Consider the following 26,860-nt stretch of genomic DNA (forward strand, 5'->3'; position numbering starts at 1 on the left):
CTATGGAAAAAGAATATTATTCAGGCTATAGTCTACTTGGCGTAGGGAAATCAAGTCATTTTCTTAATAGTATGGAAGTATTTTTAGTTTTGAATAATCAAATTAAAATTTGGAAACTGCTTTAATAATAATGAATATTGCCAAGTATGAAAAATTATGACAGTATAGAATGGATAATAGAAATGGAGGAATTAAGAATAATGGAAAAATTGCCAAACTGTCCTAAATGTAATTCAGAATATACTTATGAGGATGGGGCACTTTTTATTTGCCCAGAGTGTGCCCATGAATGGGCGATTGAAGGGGATTCCGAAAATAATGAAGACCAAAAAGTGATTAAAGATGCTAACGGTAATGTTTTACAAGATGGTGATACAGTTACAGTAATCAAAGACCTTAAAGTAAAAGGAACTTCTTTAGTTATCAAAATGGGCACTAAGGTAAAAAATATTCGCTTAGTCGAAGGTGACCATGATATTGATTGCAAAATTGAAGGCATCGGAGCAATGAAATTAAAATCAGAATTTGTTAAAAAAATATAAAATGGAAGTCGGTCTGTATTAAAATTTAACTCTTTTTTGTTCCCTACTTCTTTTAGAACGAAAAAATGGTAGCACAAACCTTGGCCTAAGTTTGTGCTACCAATGTTTGGATGCTTTTTTAGCAGCAACGATTTATTTTTCCACTTTCATAACGTTCTTTTAAAGCATGGAGATAAAATTCTTTTTCGGACATGACAGGTTCATTAGGATGTTTGCGTCGATGATGGTCCAAGTACCTTTCGTAATTTGGCAAACCGAAAATAGTTTTTATATTGCTTCGTAATTGTTTTAGCCATTTTTCCATTTTAAACACCTTATCCTTTGTTGATTGGCGCAAACTTTGATTGAATATATGGGGTTTCATGCAAAGCCATCTTTTTCTTTCTCACAATAATGTTATACCAAATCCTAAATGATTCGATAGCAATTAAAATTACGATTGCAGCAAATATAAAAGTTAATACAGCATCGAGCCAATCATTAAAAACAATTTGTTTCATAACTTCCATACTAGTGGCAGGAGCTAAAATTTCCCCTTTTTCAATTCCAGCTTGGAATACTTTTGCATGCGCAATAAATCCAATCGATGGAACACTTGAGAACAACTTCATGAAAGCTGCAGTTAAAGTCGTAAATGTTAAAAATAGAAAAGGAACGAACGTAACCCAAGCATAGCGGGCTCTGCCCATTTTTATTATTACAGTTGTGCCGACAGCAAGGGCGATTGCAGCTAACATTTGGTTTGAAATACCAAATAACGCCCATAAGGAGTTAATTCCACCAAATGGATCGATTGCACCTTGATAGGTGATGTAAGCCCACGCTAATGTAATGAGTGCAGATGCAACAACGTTAGCGGAAAAATTCTCTGTTTTTCCAAAAGGTTTGTAAAAATTACCTAAAAGATCTTGCAACATAAACCGTCCAATTCTTGTACCTGCATCGATTGTGGTTAATATAAATACAGCCTCAAACAATATTGCAAAATGATACCAAAATGCTTTTGCGCCGCTTAAGAAATTGCTAAAAATTTCTGCCATACCAACAGCAAGTGTAGGTGCTCCACCTGTCCTTGACATGACGGTTTCTTCCCCGATGCTTTTAGCTGCATTTGTAATATCTTCCTCAGTTACTTGGAATCCCCAAGAGGAGATCGTTGCAGCTGCAGTTTCTGGATCCGTTCCAATAACAGCAGCTGGTGAATTCATTGTAAAATAAATGCCTGGCTGTAGGGAGGCTGCTGCAATTAATGCCATAATAGCCACAGCAGATTCCATCAACATCGCACCATAACCGATTGAACGGGCATGTGATTCTTTTTCAATCATTTTTGGAGTAGTCCCAGATGCAACGAGGGAATGGAAACCTGATACCGCGCCACATGCAATTGTAATAAATAAAAATGGGTAGAGTGTTCCAGAAAAGACAGGTCCACTTCCGTCTAAAAATTTCGTAAATTTTGGAATTTGAAGGTCAGGTAAGACAATTAAAATACCGATAGCTAATAAGAATATTACACCAATTTTTAAAAATGAACTTAAATAATCACGTGGTGCTAATAATAACCAAACTGGCAGAATAGAAGCAATAAACCCATATATCCCAATCATAATGGCAATTTTATCTCCTGAATACGTAAACCATTTTGCTAATTCTGGATCTGCTGCCACATATTGTCCATACCAAAGGGCAACCATTAATAATACAAAACCGATTAATGATCCTTCGAGAACACGGCCAGGTCGAATAAACCGCATATAAATACCCATGAATAGAGCGATTGGAATTGTTGCTGCAATTGTAAATAATCCCCAAGGTGAATTTGCAAGCGCCTTCACGACAACAAGCGCCAAGACCGCAATTAAAATGATCATTATTCCAAGTATTCCAATTGATACTACGATTCCTCCAAAAGGCCCAATCTCTTCTTTTGCAATTTGACCAAGAGATTTTCCATTGCGGCGCATTGAACAAATTAAAATTACTAAATCTTGTACAGCACCTGCTAAAACGACACCAATTACAATCCATAAAGTTCCTGGAAGATAACCCATCTGTGCAGCTAACACCGGTCCGACAAGAGGACCTGCACCAGCGATTGCCGCAAAATGATGTCCAAATAATACCCAACGGTTTGTAGGCACATAATCTTTTCCATCATCATTTACTTCTGCTGGAGTTGCTCGGTTGTCATTTAATTTAAAAATCTTATAAGCTATAAATTTACTATAAAAACGATAGGCGATCATATAGGAACAAACCGCAGCAATTAACAACCAAGCAGCGGAAATCGGTTCTCCATTTGCGAGCGCCAAAAATGCGAATGAAGCAGCACCTAAGATGGAAATAGCAGTCCAAATAACAATTGATAAAAGTTTCTTACTCATTTTCCCAACTCCTTTCAAGTCCATTAATTTTTTATCATTACTAATTTATTAAACTCTTATCATAAAAAGTAGGAAAAATTTTATTTAAATGAAAAATAAAGGGTAAATAACTGTGAGAATTTAGAAGAATTAAAGTTAAATTGGCAGGGATTTTTCTTTTTGTCTCGAAACATTAGTTGCATAACGAATTTCAATCGTTACAATAAGTGTCAGAACAAAATTTATTCATTTTAAAATGTTTCCATCTTTTTTATGAGAAAATATGTTCCTTATGGTATGATAAATTGTGCCAAATAAAATGCACTACTGCGAAAGTTTTCTGAAAGGATTGAAAGGGGAATTTACGATTGGCAAATCTATTCGACTATAATGAAGATGCGATTCAAGTGCTGGAAGGACTTGAAGCAGTTCGTAAACGGCCAGGTATGTATATCGGTAGCACGGATGCACGCGGGCTTCATCACCTCGTTTATGAAATTGTAGATAATGCGGTTGATGAAGCGCTGGCCGGATTTGGAAATCATATAAAAGTAACGATACATAAAGATGAAAGCATCTCCGTTGAAGATGAAGGGCGCGGGATGCCAACAGGTATGCATAAAATGGGTAAACCTACACCTGAAGTAATCTTAACAGTTCTTCATGCTGGAGGTAAATTTGGCCAAGGTGGTTATAAAACTAGCGGCGGGTTGCATGGTGTAGGTGCCTCCGTTGTAAATGCATTATCCGAGTGGCTTGTTGTGACGATTAAACGTGATGGCTATATATATCGACAGCGTTTTGAAAATGGAGGAAAACCAGTAACAAGTTTAGAAAAAATTGGAACAACAAAACAAACGGGAACAACGATCCATTTTAAACCGGACTCAGAAATTTTTAGTACAACAGTATTTAATTATGAAATCTTAAGCGAGCGCTTGCGGGAATCGGCTTTTCTTTTAAAAGGAATGAAGATTACATTAATTGACAAACGAAATGGCGTTCAGGATGAATTCCATTTTGAAGCGGGAATTAAAGCATTTGTTGAATTTTTAAATGAAGAAAAAGATACACTTCATCCGGTAGTGTTTATTGAAGGTGAAGAGCAAGGGATTGAAGTGGAATTTGCTTTTCAATTTAATGATGGTTATTCAGAAAATATTTTCTCATTCGTCAACAATGTTCGTACAAAAGACGGTGGAACCCACGAAATTGGGGCCAAGGCTGCAATGACTCGAATTTTTAATGATTTTGCACGCAAAGTAAATCTATTAAAAGAAAAGGATAAAAATCTTGATGGTAGTGATATTCGCGAAGGATTGACCGCGATTATCTCAGTAAGGATTCCCGAAGAAAAATTACAATTTGAAGGACAAACGAAAAGCAAACTAGGAACGAGTGAAGCACGCTCAGCCGTCGACTCAGTTGTGTCAGAGCATTTGGCATATTTCCTTGAGGAAAATCCTGATATTAGTAACTTATTAATTAAAAAAGCAATTAAAGCGGCTGAAGCGCGTGAAGCGGCAAGAAAAGCGCGAGAAGAAGCGCGCAGTGACAAAAAGAAAAAGCGTAAAGATGCGATACTTAGCGGGAAATTAACTCCAGCCCAGTCACGCAACCCAGAAAGAAATGAATTGTACCTCGTAGAAGGTGATTCTGCAGGAGGATCTGCAAAGCAAGGGAGAGACCGCCGCTTTCAAGCAATTTTGCCTCTGCGAGGAAAAGTGATCAATACAGAAAAAGCGAAGCTTGCTGATATCTTTAAAAATGAAGAAATCAATACCATTATCCATGCAATAGGTGCTGGTGTTGGGGCTGATTTTGATATTAAAGATATCAATTATGATAAAATCATCATTATGACTGATGCCGATACAGATGGTGCACATATTCAAGTACTGTTATTAACTTTTTTTTACCGTTATATGAGACCTTTAATAGAAGAAGGAAAAATCTACATTGCATTGCCACCCCTTTACAAAGTAAGTAAAGGTTCAGGAAAAAAAGAAGTTGTCGAATATGCCTGGGATGAAAATGAATTAAAAGCAGCCATAAAAAAAGTAGGAAAAGGCTATACGATTCAGCGCTATAAAGGTTTAGGTGAAATGAATGCCGATCAACTTTGGGAAACAACCATGAATCCTGAAACAAGGACTCTGATTCGAGTGACAATTGAAGATTTCGCTCGTGCTGAACGTCGTGTAACCACATTAATGGGAGATAAAGTGGAACCACGCAGGCGCTGGATCGAGGCAAACGTTGCCTTTGGTCTCGAAGATGAAGTAAATCTTCTTGATAATGAAAATTTGACAAATGATCGGGAGGAATAATAGTTGTCATCATTGTTTGATAAAATTATGGAATTGCCATTGGAAGACGTGATCGGCGACCGCTTCGGCCGCTATAGTAAATATATTATTCAAGATCGAGCCCTTCCAGATGCAAGGGATGGGTTAAAACCTGTGCAAAGGCGAATTTTGTATGCAATGTACCAAGAAGGAAATACACATGACAAACCTTTTCGTAAATCCGCTAAAACGGTCGGGAATGTCATTGGCAACTACCATCCACATGGTGATTCTTCGGTTTATGAAGCAATGGTTCGAATGAGCCAGGATTGGAAGTTGCGCAATGTTTTAATTGAAATGCATGGGAATAACGGAAGCATTGATGGGGACCCGCCTGCGGCGATGCGTTATACTGAAGCCCGCTTGTCTGCTCTAAGTGCTGAATTATTGCGGGATATTGACAAGAAAACGGTTGACTTTACGCCAAACTTTGATGATACGATTTTGGAACCAACCGTGCTTCCAGCAAAGTACCCAAATTTATTGGTAAACGGTGCAACTGGAATTTCTGCGGGTTATGCGACTGAAATCCCGCCCCATCATCTTGGAGAAGTCATTGATGGGGTGATCTTGCGCATAGATAATCCTTCCTGTACAATTGATGATCTTATGAAGGTAATCAAAGGTCCGGATTTTCCAACCGGAGGTATCATTCAAGGAGTCGAAGGCATTCGTAAAGCATATGAGACCGGAAAAGGCCGCATTGTTTTGCGCGGTCGGGCCTTGATTGAAAATATTAAAGGCGGTAGGCAGCAAATTGTAATTGATGAAATTCCTTTTGAAGTTAATAAAGCAAATCTTGTAAAAAAAATTGATGAGTTCCGCATTGATCGAAAAATTGAAGGTATTTCTGAAGTTCGCGATGAAACCGACCGCACCGGTTTACGTATTGTAATTGAATTGAAAAAAGATGCCGATGCTGAAGGTATTTTAAACTATTTATACAAAAATACTGATTTGCAAATTTCCTATAATTTTAACATGGTTGCAATTCATAACCGGACGCCTAAGCAAATGGGTTTGCCGCAACTCTTAGATGCTTATATCGAACACCAAAAAGAAGTTGTCACCCGTCGATCTAAATATGAACTGCAAAAAGCAAAAGAACGGCAGCATATCGTTGATGGATTAATTAAAGCGATTTCCATCCTTGATGAAATAATTGCAGTGATCCGTTCTTCAAAAGATAAACGGGATGCGAAGCAAAATTTAATGGATAAATTTGCTTTTACTGAGCCTCAAGCAGAAGCAATTGTAACATTGCAGCTTTATCGTTTGACAAATACGGATATAACGGCACTCGAAAAAGAAGCTAATGAACTTTCGAAAAAAATTCAAGAACTTACAAGTATTTTGAACAGTGAGAAAAAGCTGTTTTCTGTGATCAAAAAAGAACTTTTGCAAGTTAAAAAAGCATTTGCGGATGAGCGCCGAACAAAAATTGAAGAAGAAATCGAAGAAATTGTCATAAATCTTGAGGTGATGGTTCCTTCCGAAGATGTGATCGTTACAGTTACGAAGGATGGATATATTAAAAGAACTTCGATCCGTTCATACACTGCATCTAATGGTAAAGAGTTGGCAATAAAAGAAAATGATTATTTGCTTGGACAATTTGAAATAAATACAACAGACAAGCTTTTACTATTTACTGATAAAGGGAATTATTTATACATGCCTGTACATGAATTGCCAGATATTCGTTGGAAAGACTTAGGTCAGCATGTTGCCAATATAATTCCAATCGATAAAGACGAAGAACTGATTCGGGCGATTCCTGTTCAGGACTTTACAGACGATCAATTTCTTTTGTTCTTTACGAAAAACGGCTTAGTTAAACGAACACAATTATCCTTATATCAAGCACAGCGATATTCAAAACCATTAATTGCCCTTAATCTTAAAGATGATGATGCGCTTGTTGATGTTTCTCTTACAAATGGTCAGAAAGATGTATTCATTGCTACCCATAATGGCTATGGACTGTGGTTTGCCGAAGATGAAATTAGCATTGTCGGCCAACGGGCTGCAGGGGTGAAAGGAATCAATTTAAAAGATGGGGATTTTGTCGTCAGCGGTTTTGCATTTGACGCAGATGACAAACCAGATCTTTTTCTTATAACCCAACGTGGTGCTGCTAAAAAGATGAAGTTAAGTGAATTTGAAAAGACCAGTAGGGCAAATCGTGGCGTTGTCATGCTAAGAGAATTAAAAACGAATCCGCATAAAGCTATTGCATTAATGCCTGTCCAAGAAGATACAATTATTTATTTCAAAACAGAAAAAGGTTCTATTGAAAGTATTAACTCAAATAGTATGCCAGAAAGTGACCGATATAAAAATGGATCGTATGTTATTGATATAGATGAAAAAGGCCAAGTGAAAGAAGTTTGGATGGAAAGCAAAGAAAAAGACAAGACATAATTTAAATAAAAGGTTTAAATAAGCTTCGTTTCTAGTCTTAATAAGACTATAGACGAAGCTTTTATAGTGTATTAGAATTAAAATTACTGAAGCAGTCGACAAAATTTTATAAAAAATCTATAAAAAATACACAGTTCTTGGTTGAATTTTCAGAATTGTCTTGTTAAACTTGAATCAAGGTGGTCATAAACATGTCACAACTAAAAGATAAAATCATTGCAACAGCAATTGAAATGTTTGAAACATATGGATACCATGGCGTCACAGTCAACCAAATTGTTGAAAAAAGTGGTACATCGAAAGGGGGATTTTATCACCATTTTAAATCAAAAGATGAACTACTTTACATGATTCATGACTATTTCATTACCTATGTTTTGGAAAAAGCCGATGAGGCAATTCAAACTTATACGACACCTACAGAGCGACTGCAAGCTATTATTCAATCTTGGGTTAAAGTATTTGATCTTTACAAACCGCACCTTTCTGTTTTTTACCAAGAAAGCAAATATTTGAAGCCTGAATATGATGAAATAATTCAAAAGAAAAGGGATGAATACAGGGACATTATTTTTAATATACTTGAAGAGGGGGTAAAAGCCGGTGAATTCCGCCCCAACATTTCCGTAAAAATTACAGGAATGGCCATTATTGGAATGGTCAACTGGATGTATAAATGGTATAAGAAGGACGGAGAAAAAACGATTGAAGAAATTGGCGAAATCTTCACAGATCTTATTCTTCACTCATTGTTAACGAAAGAAGCAAAAGAAAATCCAGCCTATATGTCATTTTTTATAGATGAATCATAGAATAGTAATGGATAAATATAATCACCGAAGTAAGTAAAGCGCTTACATTAGGAGATTATGCCTAAAACAGACCAACTAGTCGGTCTCTAAAGAATACTAAATATATAACAATAACAAAAATACAATTTTATTTTTTGAAAATAAGGAGGCTTCTCTTAATGAATTTTGAACTAACGAAAGAACAACAAATGATACGCGATATGGTTCGTGACTTTGCTGAAAAAGAAATTGCCCCAAATGCAGATCATGTTGACCGAACTGGAGAATTTCCAATCGAAACATTTAAGAAGATGGGAGAGTTAGGGATATTAGGGATACCGTTTCCGGAAGAATATGGTGGATCTGGAGGGGATACGATTTCTTATGCCATTGCTGTTGAAGAGATTGGAAAAGCATGCGGAGGTACTGGATTAAGTTATGCTGCCGCAGTTTCTTTAGGTGCAAGCCCGATTTATTATTTCGGAACAGAAGAGCAAAAACAAAAATTTCTTGTTCCTTTAGCAAGTGGTGATGCATTAGGTGCTTTCGGTTTAACAGAACCAAATGCTGGGTCTGATGCTGGCGGTACTAGGACGAAGGCAGTTCTCGATGGGGATGAATTTGTGATTAACGGTGAAAAATGTTTTATTACTAATGCTGGATATGCAAGAACGATAACGGTTACAGCAGTTACAGGCAAGGATGATCGTGGAAAAAATATCATTTCTGCAATTATTGTACCAACAGAAACACCAGGATTAACAATTAATAACAATTATGATAAATTGGGGGTTCGCGGATCTAATACATCTGAAGTAATTTTAGAAAATGTACGGGTACCAAAAGAAAATTTACTTGGAGATCCTAAAGCAGGCTTTAAGCAGTTTTTATATACATTAGACGGTGGACGAATTTCCATTGCAGCTTTATCTGTAGGTATTGCACAAGCAGCTTTTGAAAAAGCTCTGAACTATGCTAAAGAAAGAACACAATTTGGTCAATCCATTTCTAAGTTTCAAGCCATTCAATTTAAACTTGCAGATATGGCGATGGAAATTGAGCTTGCCCGCAATATGGTATACAAAGCCGCTTGGTTAAAAGACCAAGGTAAACCATTTACAAAAGAAGCTGCTTATGCAAAGTTATTCGCATCTGAAGCAGGTTTTCGTGCTTGTAATCAAGCAATCCAAATTCATGGCGGCTATGGTTACATGCGTGAATATGGAGTTGAACGTCATTTACGTGATATTAAGCTAATGGAAATTGGTGAAGGTACATCGGAAATTCAGCGGCTTGTCATTGCCCGTCAATTAGGTTGTTAATTTATTTAAAAATTTCCAATTTTCTTTTAAAAAGGAGGATCTCTATGGATGTAAGTGGAATTTTAAAAGTAATTGCTGAAAGCAAACTTGTATACCCAAGTGTTGAAAAACAAAAGAAAACAACCATTGGTTCTAGTACTGCATTCCAAGAACTTTTACAAAAGTCCCAACAAGATCCGGCTGCATTTTGGGATCAAGTCGCTAAAGAACTTGTTTGGTATGAACCATGGGAAAAAACAATGAGTGGTGGACTTCCGAATTTCAAGTTTTTTGAAGGTGGCATTAGTAATCCTTCTATTAATCTACTAGATCGTCATATTGAAAAAGGTGCTGGAAATCGAACAGCCTTGATCTGGGAAGGAGAAAATGGCGATACAAAATTTTATACGTACAACATGCTTTTAGCTGAAGTAAACCGTTTTGCAAATGTTCTTCGTTCCTTTGGTGTCAAAAAAGGTGACTGCGTAGCAATTTTTCTCCCAAATCTAGCTGAAGCAATTATTTCGGTACTTGCTTGCTTCCGAATTGGGGCCATTTATAATACTATTTTCTCCGGCTATTCTGAAAAATCTTTAAAAGATCGGTTAGTAAGCTTTGAACCTAAAATCATGATTACTACTGATGCAACAACAAGGCGCGGTAACATTATTCGATTAAAAGAAAAGGTAGATAAAGTTATCCCGGATATTCCATCAATTGAAGCAGTCATCGTTGTCAATCGGTTAAACACTGAAGTAGAAATGAAAGAAGGCCGAGATTATTGGTGGCATGAGCTCGTTCAGAAAGAATCAATTGTCTGCGAGCCAGAACGGTTAGAAGCAAATGAATATGGAATTGTATTCTATACAAGTGGAACAACGGGAAAACCAAAAGGCGTTGTTCATTCAGGTATGGCTTTTGTAGTTCAAAACTACATATATGCTAAATATCATATGGATCATCATGAAGATGATGTTTTCTGGTGCACAGCAGATATCGGTTGGCTCACAATGCATATTTGGGGAATAACAGGATCATTGGCCAATGGAGTAACAACGGTCATCTTTGAAGGCGCCATCGATCACCCAACAAAAGATCGTTTTTATCAGATCATTGAAAAATATCGTGTAAATAAATTGTTTACAGCTCCAACTGCATTAAGAATGTTGAAGAGCATGGGTGAAGAAGTATTAGAAAAATATGATTTATCGTGCCTCGATGTCATTTCTCTTGTAGGTGAACCTTTTGATCCTGAAACATGGCATTGGACATATGAAGTGCTTGGTAAAAAGAACATTTGTGTAAACAACACATGGGGACAAACGGAGACAGCAGGATGTCCAATCGCAGGTGCTGCTTGGCTAACACCTATGAAGCCAGGATCTGCAGGAATTCAATTTTTAGGTGCTGATATTGCTGTTGTTGATGAAGAAGGCAATCCAGTTCCGCCTAATACTTTAGGCAACTTGGTCATAAAGAAGCCTTTCCCGATGCTTTGCCGGACACTTTGGAAAGAACCTGAGCGATATTATGCTTCTTATTTTAGCCAAGTTGAAGGCTGCTATTTTGCAAGCGACCTTGCGCTTATAGATGAAGATGGATATGTTTGGGTAGTCGGACGCTCAGATGATGCATTCAATGTAGCTGGACACCGCTTAAGCACGATGGAAATCGAAAGCGCTGTATTGGAATGTGAAGGGGTTGCAGAAGCGGCTGTTATTGGCGTTCCAGATGAGATTAAAGGAGAAGTTCCATTAGTATTTGCGCGGTTAAATGATATTTCATTAGGAACAGATGAATTGAGAGAAAAAATCAATGAGCGCATTGTTCAGCAAATTGGTAAAATCGCACTTCCTAAAACGATAATTTTCACCGATACACTTCCTAAAACAGTGAGTGGAAAAATTATGCGTCGTTTGTTGAAGGAAATTATCGTGGCGGGAACCGTTTCTGGTGATATTACTGGTTTGGAAGATCCAGCCACAGTTGCGCAAATTAAAGAACTAACGGCAAAAGGAGTAGGCTTGAAATAATTGTTTTTAAAGATTGACAAGATGAGTATTAGGGGGGAGAACTTTTGTTTTCTAAAATTTTAATAGCAAATCGCGGGGAAATTGCAGCACGTGTTATACGTACTTGCAAAAAGTTAGGCATTTCAACAGTAGCGATTTATTCGGAGGCAGACCAAGATGCTCCCCATGTAAAAATGGCAGATGAAAGCTATTGCGTAGGAAAACCTCGCGTCCATGAAAGTTATTTGCAAATGGAAAAAATCATCGAAATTGCAAAACAAACAGGGGCGGAAGCCATTCATCCTGGCTATGGACTATTAAGTGAAAATCCAGAGTTTGCTAGAAAATGTATCGAAGCTGGTCTTATATTTATTGGTCCACCTCCAGAAGTAATTGAAAAAATGGGTAGTAAAGTTGCAGCTAGAAAATCAATGATTGAAGCTGGTGTCCCAGTTGTACCGGGAACCGAGCAAGCTGTAGCTGATGTGGAAGAAGCGATTTCTATCTCTGAAAACATCGGATTCCCTGTCATGTTAAAGGCAAGCGCAGGAGGCGGTGGCATCGGCATGCAGCTTGTCCATAACAAAGAGGAGTTAATAAAAGCATTCGAAGGAAACCAAAAACGTGCGCAAATGTTTTTTGGAAATGGTGACATGTATATTGAAAAATATATAGAAAATCCGCGCCACATTGAAATTCAACTTTTAGCAGATCAGTTTGGCAATTGCATTTATTTATGGGAAAGAGATTGTTCTGTACAACGGCGTCATCAAAAAGTAGTTGAAGAAGCCCCTTCACCATTTTTAGATGAAGAAACCCGCAGAAAAATGGGCGAAACAGCAGTAAGAGCAGGAAAGTCAATCGGTTATTCAAATGCAGGGACGATCGAATTTTTAGTGGATGACGACAAGAATTTCTATTTCTTAGAAATGAATACAAGATTGCAAGTTGAGCATCCAGTTACAGAGGAAATTACCGGACTTGATTTAGTAGAGGAACAGCTTCGAATTGCTGCTGGCGAAAAGCTCCGTTTTTCACAGGATGACATTAAGCGCCATGGACACGCGATCGAATTGAGAATTTATGCGGAAGATCCGAAAACATTTTATCCGTCACCGGGAACTATCACAAAATTGGAGTTGCCAACTGGCGAAGGACTGCGGCACGAATTGGCCATATCTGAATTATCCAAAGTAACACCTTTTTATGATCCAATGATCGCAAAATTAATTGTCTCTTCACCTACAAGGCAGGAGGCAATAGTAAATTTGATAGAAGCGTTAAATAAATACAAGATCGAAGGAATTAAGTCAAATATACCAATGTTGCTCGAAGTCATTTCCCATGAAGCTTTTCAAAATGGGGATGTTACAACCCAGTTTGTAGAAAAATATATTCTATCACAAACGGGAGCAGGATCCCGATAATAAAATCTTTTACCGGGTCTGACTGCCTTTCTTAAAGCGGATGTCAGACCCACTAAAATCAGACACAATTTATTAATTTAATAGGAGGAATTAACATGGCAATTATTCAATCAAATATGGCAGGAAACGTTTGGAAAATATTAGTTAACGTAGGGGATACTGTTTCAGAAGGACAAGATGTTGTCATTTTAGAGTCCATGAAAATGGAGATTCCAATTGCGGCAGAAATAAGCGGTACTGTTAAAGAAATAAAAATCAATGAAGGTGATTTTGTTAATGAAGATGACGCTTTAATCGTTTTAGAATAGAGTTTTTCTATTTTCTATTAAATATCCAATCAAATGATCGATCCAAATTGGAAATTGAAAGGATGGAAATGATGAACCTTCCAAATTCGGTGACGGTGAAGGAAGTAGGCCCAAGGGATGGATTGCAAAATGAAAAACAATTTATCCAAACAGAAGACAAAATTGATTGGATCAATATGTTGTCGGAAACAGGGTTATCTTATATAGAGATTACTTCATTTGTAAATCCTAAATGGATCCCTCAGTTAGCTGATGCAGTCCAAGTAGCAAAATCGATTAAACGAAAAAAAGACATTACTTATGCTGCCCTTGTACCAAATGAGCGAGGGCTTCAAGCTGCGTTAGAAGTAAATATTGATGAGGTTGCAGTGTTTATGTCTGCATCAGAAACACATAATCGAAAAAATATAAATAAATCTATTTCAGAAACCTATATTGTTTTGAAACCTGTTATAGAGCAAGCGCTTTCTGCTGGTAAATCGGTACGTGGCTATATTTCTACTGTTTTTGGGTGCCCTTATGAAGGTGAAATTTCAATAGATGCTGTTCTTTCAGTATCTGATCAATTATTTTCACTAGGTATTCAAGAACTTTCATTGGGAGATACAATTGGAGTTGCAAATCCGAAACAAGTTGAAGAAGTTTTAACAAAAGTACTGGACCGTTTCCCGAGAGAAAAAATAGCAATGCATTTTCATAACACAAGAGGAACAGCCTTAGCCAATGTGCTAGTTTCCTTGAATTTAGGTATCACGAAATTCGATAGTTCTTTAGGAGGCCTCGGAGGATGTCCATATGCGAAAGGTGCCTCCGGAAACCTTGCTACCGATGACCTTCATTACATGCTTGATCAAATGGGAATTCATACGGGTATTGATCAAGAAAAGCTCATCCAAGCAGCTATATTTATCGAAGAAAAGTTAGGAAAGCCGCTCCCAAGTCACACAATGCAAACGAAAAGAAGCTTGTGCAATAGCTAAAAATGCGAGACTTGGAACGAATATTTCATGAAAAGTAATTGGTGGGAATATAAGTAAAAGATGTTTGTTGCCACCTGCTCCTTCTCAATTTTTCTTCACGTAAATATTCTGCGACACAGAGATATTTGTTGCTGTCCCAATATTTTTTAGAAAGGAGAAACGGTCTTTGTCTCAAACGATATTACTTGAAGTACAAAATCATATTGCTACCATTACATTAAACCGACCAGAGGCAGCTAATGCTTTTTCTAAACAGATGCTGAATGAGTTTAAAACAGTTCTAACTGAAATTGCATGGAATCAAGACATTCGAACTGTAATTATTACTGGTGCCGGTAACAAAGTATTTTGTGCCGGTGCCGATTTAAAAGAAAGAGCTTCCATGACAAAGGAAGAGGTAAAGCAGACTGTTGCGCTGATCCGGCATGTGATTAATGAAGTGGAAGCGCTCCCGATGCCTGTTATTGCCGCGATCAATGGTGTTGCTTTTGGAGGGGGATTAGAGCTTGCACTTGCATGTGACATTCGAGTTGCTGTTGAAAGTGCTAAAGTCGGTCTTACTGAAACATCACTCGCCATCATACCAGGAGCGGGAGGCACACAACGCCTTCCACGGTTAATAGGAATCGGCCGTGCAAAGGAAATGATTTATACTGCACGTAGGGTGGAAGCAAAAGAAGCAAAAGAATTAGGAATCATTGAACATATTGTATCTGAAGAAGAACTATTGCATAAAGCAAATGAAATTGCAGCTGCCATAGTACAAAATGGTCCAATTGCTGTTAGACAAGCAAAGCTTGCTATCAATAAAGGAATTGAAGTTGATCTTAAAACAGGTCTTGATATAGAACAAATGGCATATGCGATTACAATACCAACAAAAGATCGGATCGAGGGTTTAACTGCTTTTAAAGAAAAAAGAAAACCGGTTTACAAAGGGGAATGATAAATGGAAAACAATGTAAATACAAAAGGGGAAGCATTAATGGAAAAGAAGCAGACATTAAAGGATCGAATTGATAAAATCAAAAAAGGTGGAGCACAAGTATACCATGAAAAAAATGCCGAAAAAGGCAAGCTTTTTGTAAGAAAACGTTTAGAACTATTATTTGATGAAGGTGTAATGGTTGAAGATGCATTATTTGCCAATTGTATGGACGATAGTCTTCCTGCTGACGGTGTAGTAACAGCTATTGGAAAAATTAATGGTAGAACGGTATGCGTGATGGCCAATGATTCAACTGTTAAAGCTGGTTCTTGGGGTGCGCGTACCGTTGAAAAAATCATTCGTATACAAGAAACGGCTGAAAAACTTCAAGTACCAATGCTATATTTAGTTGATTCTGCAGGGGCTAGAATTACAGACCAAATTGAGATGTTCCCAGGAAGAAGAGGAGCGGGTAGAATTTTTTATAACCAAGTAAAACTTTCCGGAAAAGTGCCTCAGATTTGTTTGCTTTTTGGCCCATCTGCAGCAGGAGGGGCTTATATTCCTGCATTTTGTGATATTGTTGTAATGGTGGAAGGAAATGCTTCAATGTATTTAGGTTCACCAAGAATGGCTGAAATGGTTATAGGTGAAAAAGTAACACTGGAAGAAATGGGCGGTGCTCGAATGCATTGTACTGTTTCAGGTTGTGGAGATGTATTAGTAAAGACAGAAGAAGAGGCACTCGCTTTTGCTCGTCGCTATTTAAGTTATTTTCCACAAAATTATAAGGAAAAACCTGCAGTTATTGATCCTGTATTGCCAAAACAATTTGAAAAATCACTTGCTGACATCATTCCTGAAAATCAAAACACACCATTCAATATGTATGATTTCATTGATCGGATCATCGATGAAAATTCATTTTGTGAAATTAAAAAACTGTTTGCGCCTGAAATTATTACCGGTCTAGCAAGATTAAATGGAAGGCCAATTGGAATTATCGCGAATCAGCCGAGGATAAAAGGTGGCGTTCTATTTCATGATTCTGCTGATAAAGCAGCAAAATTTATTACATTATGCGATGCTTTTCATATTCCGCTCCTTTTCTTAGCTGACGTTCCAGGGTTTATGATCGGTACAAAGGTTGAACGAGTAGGGATCATCCGTCACGGAGCAAAAATGATCTCTGCAATGAGTGAAGCTACAGTACCAAAAATTTCTGTGATTGTTAGGAAAGCTTATGGCGCTGGTCTTTACGCGATGGCGGGCCCTGCTTTTGAACCAGATTGTTGTTTGGCGTTGCCGTCTGCACAAATTGCTGTCATGGGACCGGAAGCAGCTGTCAATGCTGTTTATGCAAATAAAATTGCTTCACTTCCAGAAGAAGAGCGTCCAGCTTTCATCCAGCAAAAGCGCGAAGAATATCGCCAAGATATTGATATTTACCGTCTAGCATCAGAAATGATCATTGACGGAATAGTTGAACCTGATCATTTACGAGAAGAGTTAATCAACCGTTTTGAATTGTACTCATCCAAATACCAAGTTTTTACTGACCGCAAGCATGGTGTATATCCTGTATAAAATAAAAGGTTATCCAGACGAAACTAGGTTCTGGATAACCTTTTTTATTTATAAATCTCGATAATTTAAAGTATATGTCATAAAAAAACTGGCAAGGATAGTAAACAAGGTCGAATTAGAGGAATTTACATTTTTTTCTTAAATTACCCAAATTCTTCCTAAAATATTCGACCGATAAGAGAAAGGGATGGACCATGTTGGGCTTTATAAAAAATAAATTAAAAAAATTATTAATAGAAAAAAAGCAAACACAATTAGAAGATAAAAATAAAAAGAATTCAAACTCAATTTTAGAAAAAAATATTGTTCAAGATTTGCAAAAAAACTTACAGACGCTCAAATCAGTTTATGCTAATTGTACGGATGTTAATTTTCGTCTATTTTCTATTGGAGGAAAAATAAAAGCACTTCTCATATATATTGAAGGTCTTTCGAATATAGAGGAAATTGACAAAAGTGTTTTATATCCATTAATGCATGAAAAAAATGATATAAAGGAATCGCCTCATTTCCAAACCTTTATAGAACAAAAATTGCCTGTATCTAGTATAAAAGAGGTGCAAACAATAGCGGAAGTTGTTGAACAAATATCATCAGGAAACCCTGTTATTCTTATTCATGGACAATCAAGTGGAATTTCTGTTGGACTAGCAAAATGGGAAAAGAGAGCAATGGAAGAACCTACTGCAGAATCTGTAGTCCGCGGTCCACGGGATGGTTTCACTGAAACATTAATGACAAACACATCGTTATTGCGTAGAAAAATAAAAAGCACAGATTTAAAGATGATATCTTTAACCGTAGGTCGTCATAGTAAAACAAAAATCATGATCGCATATATGGAGGGGATTTGCGATCAAACATTAGTTGAAGAGGTAACAAATAGAATTGAACGGATTGATATCGATGCCATTTTGGAGAGCGGTTATATTGAAGATTTTATTGAGGACAATCCATACTCTCCTTTTCCACAAGTATTAAATACGGAAAGGCCGGATGTGGCAGTTGCAAGTTTACTTGAAGGCCGAGTAGTCATTTTAATTGACGGAACGCCTTTTGCCACTATCGTTCCAATTACATTATATTCATTGCTGCAATCCGCGGAAGATTATTACCAGCGTTTTTTAATTGGAACATTAATTCGTTGGTTGCGTTACGGTTTCTTTTTAATAGCTTTATTGCTTCCTTCCATTTACGTTGCAATTCTTACCTTTCATCAGGAAATGATTCCGAGCGCTTTGCTTTTAAGTATTGCTAAATCAAGGGAAGAACTACCATTCCCGGCCCTAGTAGAAGCAATCATGATGGAAATTACGTTTGAAGCGCTTCGAGAGGCTGGCATTCGGTTACCGAAACAAGTGGGTGCTGCTGTTAGCATTGTCGGTGCTCTTGTAATTGGACAAGCAGCCGTAGGTGCGGGGCTCGTATCTGCACCAATGGTAATGGTTGTCGCATTAACAGGAATCGCGTCATTTTCAATTCCACGCTATAGTGCAGCAATTGCAATCCGAATGTTGCGTTTTCCGATTATGCTCTTAGCAGGAACGCTTGGGCTACTTGGCATTATGCTCGGGCTCATTGCTATCATAGCTCATCTCTGTTCACTTCGTTCATTCGGAGTTCCATATCTAACACCGTTAGGACCTATGAAGATTCAAGATATCAAAGATGTATTATTAAGAGCTCCGTGGTGGAAGTTAAATACCCGTCCACATCTTACAGGTGAGTATAATAAATATCGACAGTCCAGCAATCAAAAACCAGGCCCTGAGAAAGGGAGGGATTAGGAGTTGAACTTATGATTGACAAAGGGAGAATATCTGCATTCCAATTAGCGATGATGATGATTCCGACGATTTTGGCAACAGGTATATTACTAGTGCCGGCAATTACGGTGAAGCATGCTAAACAAGATTTATGGATTTCACCTATTTGGGCATCGGTCATCGGTTATTTCTTAGTTTATATTTTGTACCGATTGCACGAAATGTATCCAAATAAAAGTTTAATTGAATATAGTGAAATTCTAGTTGGAAAAAAATTTAGCAAGCTTATCGGATTAATGTATGCTGTTTTCTATTTGCATGTCAATGGAATTATTATACGAGAATATGCAGAGTTTGTTGTTGGTACTTTTTTAGTTAAAACTCCAATTCTTGTAGTGATGGCAATGATGGTTCTTGTTTGTGCAATCTCGGTCTATGGTGGAATCGAAGTGCTTGGAAGGATGGCTGAAATCATTCTTCCAGTTGTTGCTTTTTTCTTTTTTTTCATTCTCATTACTCTTTTGAAAGATTTAGATTATCACCAAATTTTTCCTATATTAGGATATGGAATAAAACCTTCATTACTCGGATCATTTGTTCCACAAGGATGGTATTCTGAGTTTTTGCTCGTTTCTTTTTTATTTCCATTTGTTCACGACAGACAAAACGGATTAAAATTTGGGATGGTTTCTGTTGCAAGTGTTACCATTTTACTGGTAATAGCTAATGTTGTTACATATATGCTTTACGGAAAACTGACCGGTGCCTTTACTTATCCAATTATGGTTGCTGTTCGTTATGTTAGCATTGGTGACTTTCTTGAGCATCTAGAAGCAATTGTAATGGCTATTTGGGTTGCAGGAACTTTTATTAAAATATCTGTCTTTTTCTATATTAATGTTATTAGCATTTCTCAATTTCTGAAACTTTCAGATTACAAGCCGCTTGTTTTGCCGACTGCCTTTTTATTGGTGCTATTTGGATGGTGGTCTGGAACTAGTCTTGAAGAATTATCCGATTTCTTAGGGACAACTGGCACTTTTTATTTAATTTCATTTCAAACAATCATCCCTTTGTTCTTATTTTGTTTAGCAAAGTTCCGAAACAATCGCAAAAGAAAAAAGGGGGACAATGGTATTGAAAAAGAAAAAGTTTCAACTCAGTCTCCTTTATAGCATTTCTTTCATTTTGTTACTATTGTTGACAGGCTGTTGGGACCGTATAGAAGTGAATGATTTGGCGATTATTACAGCCATGGGAGTTGAAAAAAAAGAAGACGATTTGATTGAATTAACTGTCCTTGTATTTGTACCTAAGGAATCAACAGGGAAACAGGAAATGGAAGGTGGGACAAGTGGAAGTCCGTCTGTATTATTTCGGTCAGCTGAAGGAGTAACGATTGCTGATGCTATGTCTAAGCTTCAACAAAAGTTTCCACGCCGTTTATTTTGGGGACATGCAGAAGTCTTAATTATTGGAGAAAAATTTGCGCAAGAAGACATTCGCCCGCATTTAGATTTCATTTTACGACATCCACAGCTGCGTGAACGAGCGAATGTTTTTATTAGTAAGCAAAACATGGAAGAAATATTCCAACTGTCACCTCCAATCGAAAGAAATTTAGCAGATGTCCTTTATGAATTGTCAAAGATGAAGATCGGTATGGATGTAACCATAAAGACATTAGGACAAATGTTCGTTGGCGATTCTAAAGCAGCTGCAATTCCTTATATTGAAATATTACCACCGAAAAAAGGACAATCGAAAAAACAAACAATAACATATATTACAGGTACGGCTATTTTTAAAGAAGGAAAAATGATTGGTTTAATTGATGAAAAAATGACTAGAGGAGTTCTTTGGTTTCGAAATGAAATCGTGGATGCCGTTGTAACTGTAAAACCTGATAATGAAGAAGGATATGTATCAATGTCTTTGCTACGTGCTCGGTCAGTATTAATACCAAAAATTGAAGATAATAGATGGCATATTACTCTTAAAGCTGTGACTGAAGATGATATTATTCAAAATGGCACCCGTCTTAATTTGCAAAAAAGAGAAAATATTGAAATGTTAGAGAAGAAATTAGTGGAAGAAATAGAGGGACGTATACAGTCCGCTATTGAGACCGTTCAGAAAGAAATGAAAGCAGACATATTTGGTTTTGCAGAAGCTTTTGAACGGTCATATCCTGAAATTTGGGAGAAAAATAAAGACAATTGGGAAGAAATTTTTCCGAATGTAACAGTTACAATTGATGCCAAAGCTTATGTTCGTAGACCAGGAATGAATATAAAACCTGCACTGTTTCCAGAAGAAGAGGTGATAAATTAGTGAAATGGATTGGAATTTTAGGTGTAAGTTTCATAATTGTTTGTATTTTTTTTATACAGTGGCCAAAAATGAAAAAATATTCACTAAAAGAAAAAATAGTTTTTCTCTCAATGACTTTTCTTGGATGGATATTAGCTTTGTTGCTTATAATTTTTCCAGATCTTCCTGGACCAACTCAACTGATCGATACGATTTTTAAACCGTTAGGAAAAATATTAGAACTGTAAGTTATTAAAAATATTTCATCAGCTGCCCCTAAATTTAAAAAGCAGCTGATGAAGTTAATAAGGTTATGCTATATTTTATTATTTCAATTCAATTTGATTAAAATAATTTTTCCCTAATTCACGAATCATATCAACAGTATGAGGGTTCTCAAGGGAAGAAAGATCTCCTGTATCTTTGTTTAAAAAGGCAGCTTTAATGGCTCGGCGCATAACTTTTGCATTTCGTGTTTTTGGTAAATCTTGAACGAAGAAAATTTCTTTTGGTTTTAATGCTTTCCCTAATTTTTGCACTACAAGTTCCATTGCTTCCTTTTTAATAATGTCTGTATCAGGTTGTTTATCTTTTAATACAGCAAAGCAAACAGCCGCTTCACCTTTCACATCATCTGGAATCCCAATCGTCCCTGCTTCAACAATCGCTGGATGTTCCACTAAAATTGATTCGAGTTCAGCTGGACCAAGTCGTTTTCCAGCAACATTTAAAATATCATCAGAACGCCCTGTAATTGTATAAAAGCCATCTTCATCTTTAATAACCCAATCTCCGTGAACCCATGTATCCGGCCAACGGTTCCAATAAGAATTTTCATAACGGTCAGGTTCATTCCAAAAACCGTTCGTCATTCCAACCCATGGTTTTGTAATAACAAGCTCTCCAACTTCACCGACAACCGGTTTGCCATTCTCATCATAAACATGGACGTCCATACCTGGAACTGCAGAATTGAAAGTAATCGGACCGATAGGCCTAATTAAAACATTGCAGAGAATACCGCCGGATATTTCTGTACCTCCTGAATAGTTGATAATTGGAATGCTTTTTTGCCCAACTTTTTCAAACAACCATAACCATGGTTCTGGATTCCACGGTTCTCCTGTTGATCCAATCGCTTTTAATCTTGAAAGATCATGTTTCTGAACCCATGTTTCACCATGCTTCATGAGTGAACGAATTAAAGTTGGTGATATTCCTAAGTGTGTAACGCCATGTTTGCTTGCCACTTCCCAAATACGGTCAGGGTTTGGATAATCCGGGGTTCCCTCAAATAATAGAATACTAGCACCATTTAGCAAGCCACCGAAAATTAAGAAAGGTCCCATCATCCATCCCATGTCCGTATACCAAAAAAGCGTATCTCCTTGTTTGACATCCATGACCACTCCAGCATCAAACGCTGCTTTTATTGGAAACCCTGTATGTGTATGAACAGCTCCTTTAGGTTTTCCGGTCGTCCCGGATGTATACAAAAGCATGAGAGGTTCATTACTTTCCATTTCTACAGTTTTAGGGGAACATTGTAATTTTTGCCCGTTCTCTAGGAAAGAATCCCAAGAAATGTCGAGCTTGTCGTTCCACGGAATATCATGATTTAATCGACGGACAACAACAACTTTTTCAATTGTCGGCGACAGACCGACTGCTCGGTCTGCTTCGAGTTTCATCATAACTTGTTTTCCGCGGCGCAGGAAACCGTCTGCAGTTATTAACATTTTTGCTTTAGCAGCATTGATCCGTGTGGCAACTGCTTCTGCACCATAACCAGAAAAAGCAGGGGAGAAGATTGCACCTATTTTAGCTATTGCCAGCATTGCGATCACTGTTTCTGGAATCATTGGCATATAAATCGAAACAACATCACCTTTTTGAATCCCACTAGCAATCAACCCATTTGCTGCTCTTATTACTTCATCCTGAAGTTCTTGAAACGAATAACGGATTACTTGTCCATCGTCGCTTTCCCAAATCAAAGCAACTTTATCTTTCGTTTGCTCACATGAAGCCCATTTTTCAACAGCATTATGAACCACATTAGATTTGCTATCTACAAACCAATGAGGCCATTTCATTCCTTGATCTAAGTTTAAAGTTTTTTTATAAGGTTGATACCATTCAATTCCGAGTTCTTTTACAGCTTCATCCCAAAACCACTCAATATCTTGAATTGATTTTTTATAAAAAGAATCATAATTTTGAAATCCCAATTTTTTCATCCATCGATATAGTCTTGTAGATTCGATGTAAGCGTTATCAGGAAACCAAACAGCTTGATTTAACATATAAAACCTCCCACAGCGAAAATCGTTTCTATTATCAGAATATTCATTCATATACATTAATAATACTACAACTTTATATTTAATAGGAAGAAAAATTATATGAATTTTATTGTACGATGATGTAAATGATGATTACAAAAAGTAGGGAAGAGGAATAAAGAATTAGTGGATTTTACTGAAAAAAATAAAAAAGGTATTAGGAGAGAACCTTTTGTTCAATTTGCAATGGGTTCGATCTTCCAAATACCTTTCATATAATATTAAACTAGTTATCATTTTCTTTTAGCTTGTCTAACGTATTTAACCTGTTGATAGCTCTTTTTAAATCATCATTTTGTATATGCGTATAAATCATTGTTGTTTGAATGGAAGCATGACCAAGCTGCCGCCTTAATTTTGGCACATCGTTGATTTCCGCGTGATATCTTGTTGCAAAGGAATGGCGCAGTTTGTGAACTGACAGGGAAGGTTTACCAAATGCTATTGCATATTTTTCAACAAGTTTTTCAACCGCACGAGCCGTCAGCCGCCTAGATGTGCCTTTTGGACCCATTGGAGCAGATATAAAAAGCGCTTTATTTGTTTTGTCGACCTTATATCTGTCTGTTCGGATGTTAAGATATGCTTTTAAATCAGTCATCGCTTGTTCGCTGAAGTAAACATATTGTTCTTTATTTCCTTTACGAATTACCCTTGCGTTATATTTATTGAAATCAATATCTCCGATATCAAGCCAAACTAATTCGGAAAGGCGAAGGCCGGAACCTAAGAATAAAGAAATAATTGCTGTATCACGCTCGCGGTTAAAGTTATAAAAGTTTAATTTTTTCTTGTCGTCTTTTACTAATTCACCATATCCTTGAGCAACGAATGCTCGAAACTCTTCGTATTCATCACCTTTTAATATTTTTCCTTCCATTCGATTTGCAGTTGTCTCAGGATCTTCAGCCACTTTATTGAATTCAATTTTAGCCATAACATTTCTATTTATGTAAGGTTCAAGTTCATCAGTTTCAGCGATATTTTGCAAATAATGGAATAATGATTTTAGAGCAGACAATTTTCGATTGACTGTAATAGACTTATTGTTAAGTTGATAGTTAAGAAAGCCGAGAAAGGCTTCAATTTGTAACGTCGTAAGCTTTTCAAGAATAGATAAAGGAATTTCTTTAATTGGTCCTGGATGAAATCCTTCAGAAACAAGCCAATTAAAAAAGATTTTAAAATCATGGCAATAATTTAATAAAGATGCTGGTGATAAAGTCCGCCGTTTATGATCAATAAATTCTTCAACATACCAAGGCAATTCAGATAAAATTTGCTCAAGTTTTTTGTAAAAATGCTGCTGGCCAGATCTTGCCATAAAAATCACCTCAAATCCAATTATAATGGAGGGAGGCTTTTTTGTACATACATTATTACATCAAATTAATATTTTACGTAATAATATAAATTTTAAAGTCCAGCAGCAATGAACCTCTTCTATTATAAAAAATTAAATTTTTACCTTTAACTTTTCATGAGTAGCTTCTGAAATGAAATAATATGAATATTTATTTGCTAAAGAAAAAATTACATCAAATCCTGATTTTAATAAACAAAAACAATAGATTCTAAAATTTCAATCTACAAAGGTTAATGAATCAAATTATTAGTTAATATTGAGTTAACATAAAATGATTATGCTTTACTCTTATTGTTAAAAAAATAAGGACGAAAATTTTTTCGCCCACATTTATAAATTTGCAATCATCTAGGTTTATGTCTAATATCTTTATAATCCATTTCCTTAATTTTCGATATTAAAACTACTTTAACATACATTCATATAAATATTCAAAATTTCAGATATTTTCCATTAAATAAACAAATTTAAACAAATTCTTTGACCATTAGAACATGTGGGATTCCATCTTCCATAAATGTGTCAGATAAAGTTTGATAGCCAAGTTTTTTATAAAAGCCTTCTGCTTGCGTTTGTCCGTGAAGTTTTACTTTAGATAATCCCATTTCTTTTGCTATTTCTTCTAACGTATTGATTATCACTTTTCCAAGACCAAATTTACGGTATGGTTTTAAGACGCAAATCCTCTCTAACTTTCCAAATCCATCAAGGGATCTTATCCTTCCTGTACCGACTGGTCGTTGATCATAAAAAACGATGATGTGCTTGCATTGGCCATCCAGTGTATCAAATTCATCAAACTCATCTTCTAATGGTACCCCTTGTTCCTCTACAAAGACCTCTTTCCTAATTTGAAATGCTATTTGTAAATCCTCTTCAATTGAAATTCTTTTTGCTTTCACTTATTATCAATCCTTTCCGGACCAATTCTTTTAAGTTATATTTAGTTCAGCCATAAAATTAATATATATGTTTTTTGTTGTAAATACAAAATAATAGGGGCATTTGTACAGATTAGGTATATTGTTCATTATCTTTTTATTTTCATAATGAATCATTTTCAGTAAATATTTAATCCCCATTATACATTGTTGATGATTTCAATAACGAATACATGTCTTAAATATTTTTATTTAGTTTACATAATAATATTATAGTTTATTTATCATATTATTAATACAAAAATAAGGACGAAGTTTTTTCTTCGCCCCTCCGTTAATAATATTATATTACCAAAAAAAGATTGGAACACTTACTAAATCTTGAATACTGCCATCTTTTGCACTTCGCGAATATACCCAAAGTTCCCCTGTTCTTGTCGTTGGATTTCTATCAAAGGGCACAATACTACTAAAATTCCCATAGGCCGGAGCACCAATATCTGCCGTTGTAAATCGTTCATTCGATACAACAACACCGTTTGCATCCCTAACTTGGTGTAAAACATTAGCTTCAAATACCCTTGCCTGCCCTACTATTCTTTGTCTATTTACTAATCTTGTAGCGGGATAAGGACTCCAAACTACTATATTTCTGGACGTTGGCAATGGAACAATTAGATAATCACCTGGCCAAATAAAATCCGGTTGAAATGCAGGTCTGCCTTCATTTGCTCTAACGATGCTAGAAACTGTAGTCCCAAATCTTCTTGCAATGCGATTAAGAGTATCTCCCATTTGGATTTCATATATCATCACAGGAATTCTTAAGGTTTGGCCTGTAAAGATCATGTTTGGATTTTCAATGTTGTTTATCCCTGCCACTAAATCCATTGTTGTACTAAATCTATATGCGATGTCCCAGATTGTATCATTCATTTTTACAATATACGTTACTAAATTTATATTCCTTTGTCTTGGAACAATTAAAACATTTCCAGGGTAAATGAGACCTGGATCTGTTACTGGTGGGTATAAGTGGTTAACTCGTAAAATTGCATCCACGTTACTTTGTAATCTTTGTGCAATGGAATAAACTGTATCCCCTGGACGAACAGTATATATGGATGCTTCATTAAAAACGATCGGCACCCTAATCACTCCATTTTCCATATATA

The 26,860-nt window shown here is 36.5% G+C and carries 21 protein-coding genes; 15 read left to right on the plus strand and 6 right to left on the minus strand.

The window, feature by feature from the left end:
* Nucleotides 1-200: 200 nt before the first annotated feature.
* Complete coding sequence (locus HR057_RS03310; protein ID WP_173730001.1) at nucleotides 201-542, plus strand: zinc ribbon domain-containing protein YjdM; 342 nt, start codon at nucleotides 201-203, stop codon at nucleotides 540-542.
* 118 nt (nucleotides 543-660) lie between these two features.
* Here the strand turns inward: HR057_RS03310 and HR057_RS03315 are convergent, their stop codons facing one another.
* Nucleotides 661-846, minus strand: a complete 186-nt coding sequence (locus HR057_RS03315) for a YbdD/YjiX family protein (RefSeq protein ID WP_173730002.1) — start codon at nucleotides 844-846, stop codon at nucleotides 661-663.
* Between the two features lie 10 nt (nucleotides 847-856).
* Nucleotides 857-2,929 carry a carbon starvation CstA family protein gene (locus HR057_RS03320; RefSeq protein ID WP_173730003.1) on the minus strand — a complete coding sequence of 691 codons (2,073 nt, stop codon included), beginning with the start codon at nucleotides 2,927-2,929 and terminating at the stop codon, nucleotides 857-859.
* A 347-nt stretch (nucleotides 2,930-3,276) separates the two neighbouring features.
* On the opposite strand from HR057_RS03320, the gene parE reads away from it, so the two are divergent.
* The 14 genes from parE to HR057_RS03390 all read left to right on the plus strand — a co-directional run bounded on the left by parE (nucleotide 3,277) and on the right by HR057_RS03390 (nucleotide 21,341).
* The gene (gene parE / locus HR057_RS03325; RefSeq protein ID WP_173730004.1) at nucleotides 3,277-5,238 is read left to right on the plus strand and encodes a DNA topoisomerase IV subunit B; all 1,962 of its coding nucleotides are present in this window, start codon (nucleotides 3,277-3,279) and stop codon (nucleotides 5,236-5,238) included.
* Nucleotides 5,239-5,265: 27 nt separating this feature from the next.
* Nucleotides 5,266-7,680 carry a DNA topoisomerase IV subunit A gene (gene parC / locus HR057_RS03330; protein ID WP_173730228.1) on the plus strand — a complete coding sequence of 805 codons (2,415 nt, stop codon included), beginning with the start codon at nucleotides 5,266-5,268 and terminating at the stop codon, nucleotides 7,678-7,680.
* 191 nt (nucleotides 7,681-7,871) lie between these two features.
* Nucleotides 7,872-8,492 (plus strand): TetR/AcrR family transcriptional regulator, encoded by a 621-nt coding sequence (locus HR057_RS03335; RefSeq protein ID WP_173730005.1) that lies wholly within the window; start codon nucleotides 7,872-7,874, stop codon nucleotides 8,490-8,492.
* A 158-nt stretch (nucleotides 8,493-8,650) separates the two neighbouring features.
* Nucleotides 8,651-9,793, plus strand: coding sequence for an acyl-CoA dehydrogenase (locus tag HR057_RS03340; RefSeq protein ID WP_173730006.1), 1,143 nt, complete (start codon nucleotides 8,651-8,653; stop codon nucleotides 9,791-9,793).
* A 44-nt stretch (nucleotides 9,794-9,837) separates the two neighbouring features.
* Nucleotides 9,838-11,805 (plus strand): acetate--CoA ligase, encoded by a 1,968-nt coding sequence (locus HR057_RS03345; protein WP_173730007.1) that lies wholly within the window; start codon nucleotides 9,838-9,840, stop codon nucleotides 11,803-11,805.
* Between the two features lie 44 nt (nucleotides 11,806-11,849).
* Nucleotides 11,850-13,211: an acetyl-CoA carboxylase biotin carboxylase subunit gene (accC, locus tag HR057_RS03350; RefSeq protein WP_173730008.1), complete on the plus strand. Its 1,362-nt coding sequence runs from the start codon at nucleotides 11,850-11,852 to the stop codon at nucleotides 13,209-13,211.
* Between the two features lie 95 nt (nucleotides 13,212-13,306).
* Nucleotides 13,307-13,519: an acetyl-CoA carboxylase biotin carboxyl carrier protein subunit gene (locus tag HR057_RS03355; RefSeq protein WP_173730009.1), complete on the plus strand. Its 213-nt coding sequence runs from the start codon at nucleotides 13,307-13,309 to the stop codon at nucleotides 13,517-13,519.
* Nucleotides 13,520-13,590: 71 nt separating this feature from the next.
* The gene (locus tag HR057_RS03360) at nucleotides 13,591-14,499 is read left to right on the plus strand and encodes a hydroxymethylglutaryl-CoA lyase (RefSeq protein ID WP_173730010.1); all 909 of its coding nucleotides are present in this window, start codon (nucleotides 13,591-13,593) and stop codon (nucleotides 14,497-14,499) included.
* Between the two features lie 166 nt (nucleotides 14,500-14,665).
* Nucleotides 14,666-15,445, plus strand: coding sequence for an enoyl-CoA hydratase (locus tag HR057_RS03365; protein WP_173730011.1), 780 nt, complete (start codon nucleotides 14,666-14,668; stop codon nucleotides 15,443-15,445).
* A 39-nt stretch (nucleotides 15,446-15,484) separates the two neighbouring features.
* Nucleotides 15,485-17,014: an acyl-CoA carboxylase subunit beta gene (locus HR057_RS03370; RefSeq protein WP_374724346.1), complete on the plus strand. Its 1,530-nt coding sequence runs from the start codon at nucleotides 15,485-15,487 to the stop codon at nucleotides 17,012-17,014.
* Between the two features lie 194 nt (nucleotides 17,015-17,208).
* On the plus strand, nucleotides 17,209-18,801 hold the full coding sequence (locus tag HR057_RS03375) for a spore germination protein (protein WP_173730013.1): 1,593 nt from the start codon (nucleotides 17,209-17,211) through the stop codon (nucleotides 18,799-18,801).
* Between the two features lie 11 nt (nucleotides 18,802-18,812).
* The gene (locus tag HR057_RS03380) at nucleotides 18,813-19,955 is read left to right on the plus strand and encodes a GerAB/ArcD/ProY family transporter (RefSeq protein ID WP_173730014.1); all 1,143 of its coding nucleotides are present in this window, start codon (nucleotides 18,813-18,815) and stop codon (nucleotides 19,953-19,955) included.
* The gene (locus tag HR057_RS03385; protein WP_407926110.1) at nucleotides 19,918-21,114 is read left to right on the plus strand and encodes a Ger(x)C family spore germination protein; all 1,197 of its coding nucleotides are present in this window, start codon (nucleotides 19,918-19,920) and stop codon (nucleotides 21,112-21,114) included. Before HR057_RS03380 ends, HR057_RS03385 begins: the two co-directional genes overlap by 38 nt.
* Nucleotides 21,114-21,341: a hypothetical protein gene (locus HR057_RS03390; protein WP_173730016.1), complete on the plus strand. Its 228-nt coding sequence runs from the start codon at nucleotides 21,114-21,116 to the stop codon at nucleotides 21,339-21,341. Before HR057_RS03385 ends, HR057_RS03390 begins: the two co-directional genes overlap by 1 nt.
* 78 nt (nucleotides 21,342-21,419) lie before the next feature.
* On the opposite strand, the gene HR057_RS03395 is transcribed toward HR057_RS03390, so the two are convergent.
* The 4 genes from HR057_RS03395 to HR057_RS03410 form a co-directional block, all read right to left on the minus strand.
* A complete protein-coding gene (locus tag HR057_RS03395) occupies nucleotides 21,420-23,399 on the minus strand; it encodes an AMP-binding protein (RefSeq protein ID WP_173730017.1) in 1,980 nt (659 codons plus the stop codon).
* Nucleotides 23,400-23,664: 265 nt separating this feature from the next.
* Nucleotides 23,665-24,762 (minus strand): tyrosine recombinase XerS, encoded by a 1,098-nt coding sequence (xerS, locus tag HR057_RS03400; RefSeq protein ID WP_173730018.1) that lies wholly within the window; start codon nucleotides 24,760-24,762, stop codon nucleotides 23,665-23,667.
* A gap of 509 nt (nucleotides 24,763-25,271) precedes the next feature.
* Complete coding sequence (locus tag HR057_RS03405; RefSeq protein ID WP_173730019.1) at nucleotides 25,272-25,706, minus strand: GNAT family N-acetyltransferase; 435 nt, start codon at nucleotides 25,704-25,706, stop codon at nucleotides 25,272-25,274.
* 327 nt (nucleotides 25,707-26,033) lie between these two features.
* The gene (locus HR057_RS03410) at nucleotides 26,034-26,834 is read right to left on the minus strand and encodes a LysM peptidoglycan-binding domain-containing protein (protein WP_329955829.1); all 801 of its coding nucleotides are present in this window, start codon (nucleotides 26,832-26,834) and stop codon (nucleotides 26,034-26,036) included.
* Between the last annotated feature and the right edge of the window lie 26 nt (nucleotides 26,835-26,860).

The sequence above is a fragment of the Calidifontibacillus erzurumensis genome (genome assembly GCF_013303125.1).
GTDB classification, from domain to species: Bacteria; Bacillota; Bacilli; order Bacillales; family Bacillaceae_J; genus Calidifontibacillus; species Calidifontibacillus erzurumensis.

What these genes read in the sequence shown, in the direction of transcription:
- HR057_RS03310 (WP_173730001.1), top strand. Translation starts at nt 201, where the DNA reads ATGGAAAAATTGCCAAACTGTCCTAAATGTAATTCAGAATATACTTAT.
- HR057_RS03315 (WP_173730002.1), bottom strand. Translation starts at nt 846, where the DNA reads ATGGAAAAATGGCTAAAACAATTACGAAGCAATATAAAAACTATTTTC.
- HR057_RS03320 (WP_173730003.1), bottom strand. Translation starts at nt 2,929, where the DNA reads ATGAGTAAGAAACTTTTATCAATTGTTATTTGGACTGCTATTTCCATC.
- parC (WP_173730228.1), top strand. Translation starts at nt 5,266, where the DNA reads ATGGAATTGCCATTGGAAGACGTGATCGGCGACCGCTTCGGCCGCTAT.
- HR057_RS03335 (WP_173730005.1), top strand. Translation starts at nt 7,872, where the DNA reads ATGTCACAACTAAAAGATAAAATCATTGCAACAGCAATTGAAATGTTT.
- HR057_RS03340 (WP_173730006.1), top strand. Translation starts at nt 8,651, where the DNA reads ATGAATTTTGAACTAACGAAAGAACAACAAATGATACGCGATATGGTT.
- HR057_RS03345 (WP_173730007.1), top strand. Translation starts at nt 9,838, where the DNA reads ATGGATGTAAGTGGAATTTTAAAAGTAATTGCTGAAAGCAAACTTGTA.
- HR057_RS03355 (WP_173730009.1), top strand. Translation starts at nt 13,307, where the DNA reads ATGGCAATTATTCAATCAAATATGGCAGGAAACGTTTGGAAAATATTA.
- HR057_RS03360 (WP_173730010.1), top strand. Translation starts at nt 13,591, where the DNA reads ATGAACCTTCCAAATTCGGTGACGGTGAAGGAAGTAGGCCCAAGGGAT.
- HR057_RS03370 (WP_374724346.1), top strand. Translation starts at nt 15,485, where the DNA reads ATGGAAAAGAAGCAGACATTAAAGGATCGAATTGATAAAATCAAAAAA.
- HR057_RS03375 (WP_173730013.1), top strand. Translation starts at nt 17,209, where the DNA reads ATGTTGGGCTTTATAAAAAATAAATTAAAAAAATTATTAATAGAAAAA.
- HR057_RS03380 (WP_173730014.1), top strand. Translation starts at nt 18,813, where the DNA reads ATGATTGACAAAGGGAGAATATCTGCATTCCAATTAGCGATGATGATG.
- HR057_RS03395 (WP_173730017.1), bottom strand. Translation starts at nt 23,399, where the DNA reads ATGTTAAATCAAGCTGTTTGGTTTCCTGATAACGCTTACATCGAATCT.
- xerS (WP_173730018.1), bottom strand. Translation starts at nt 24,762, where the DNA reads ATGGCAAGATCTGGCCAGCAGCATTTTTACAAAAAACTTGAGCAAATT.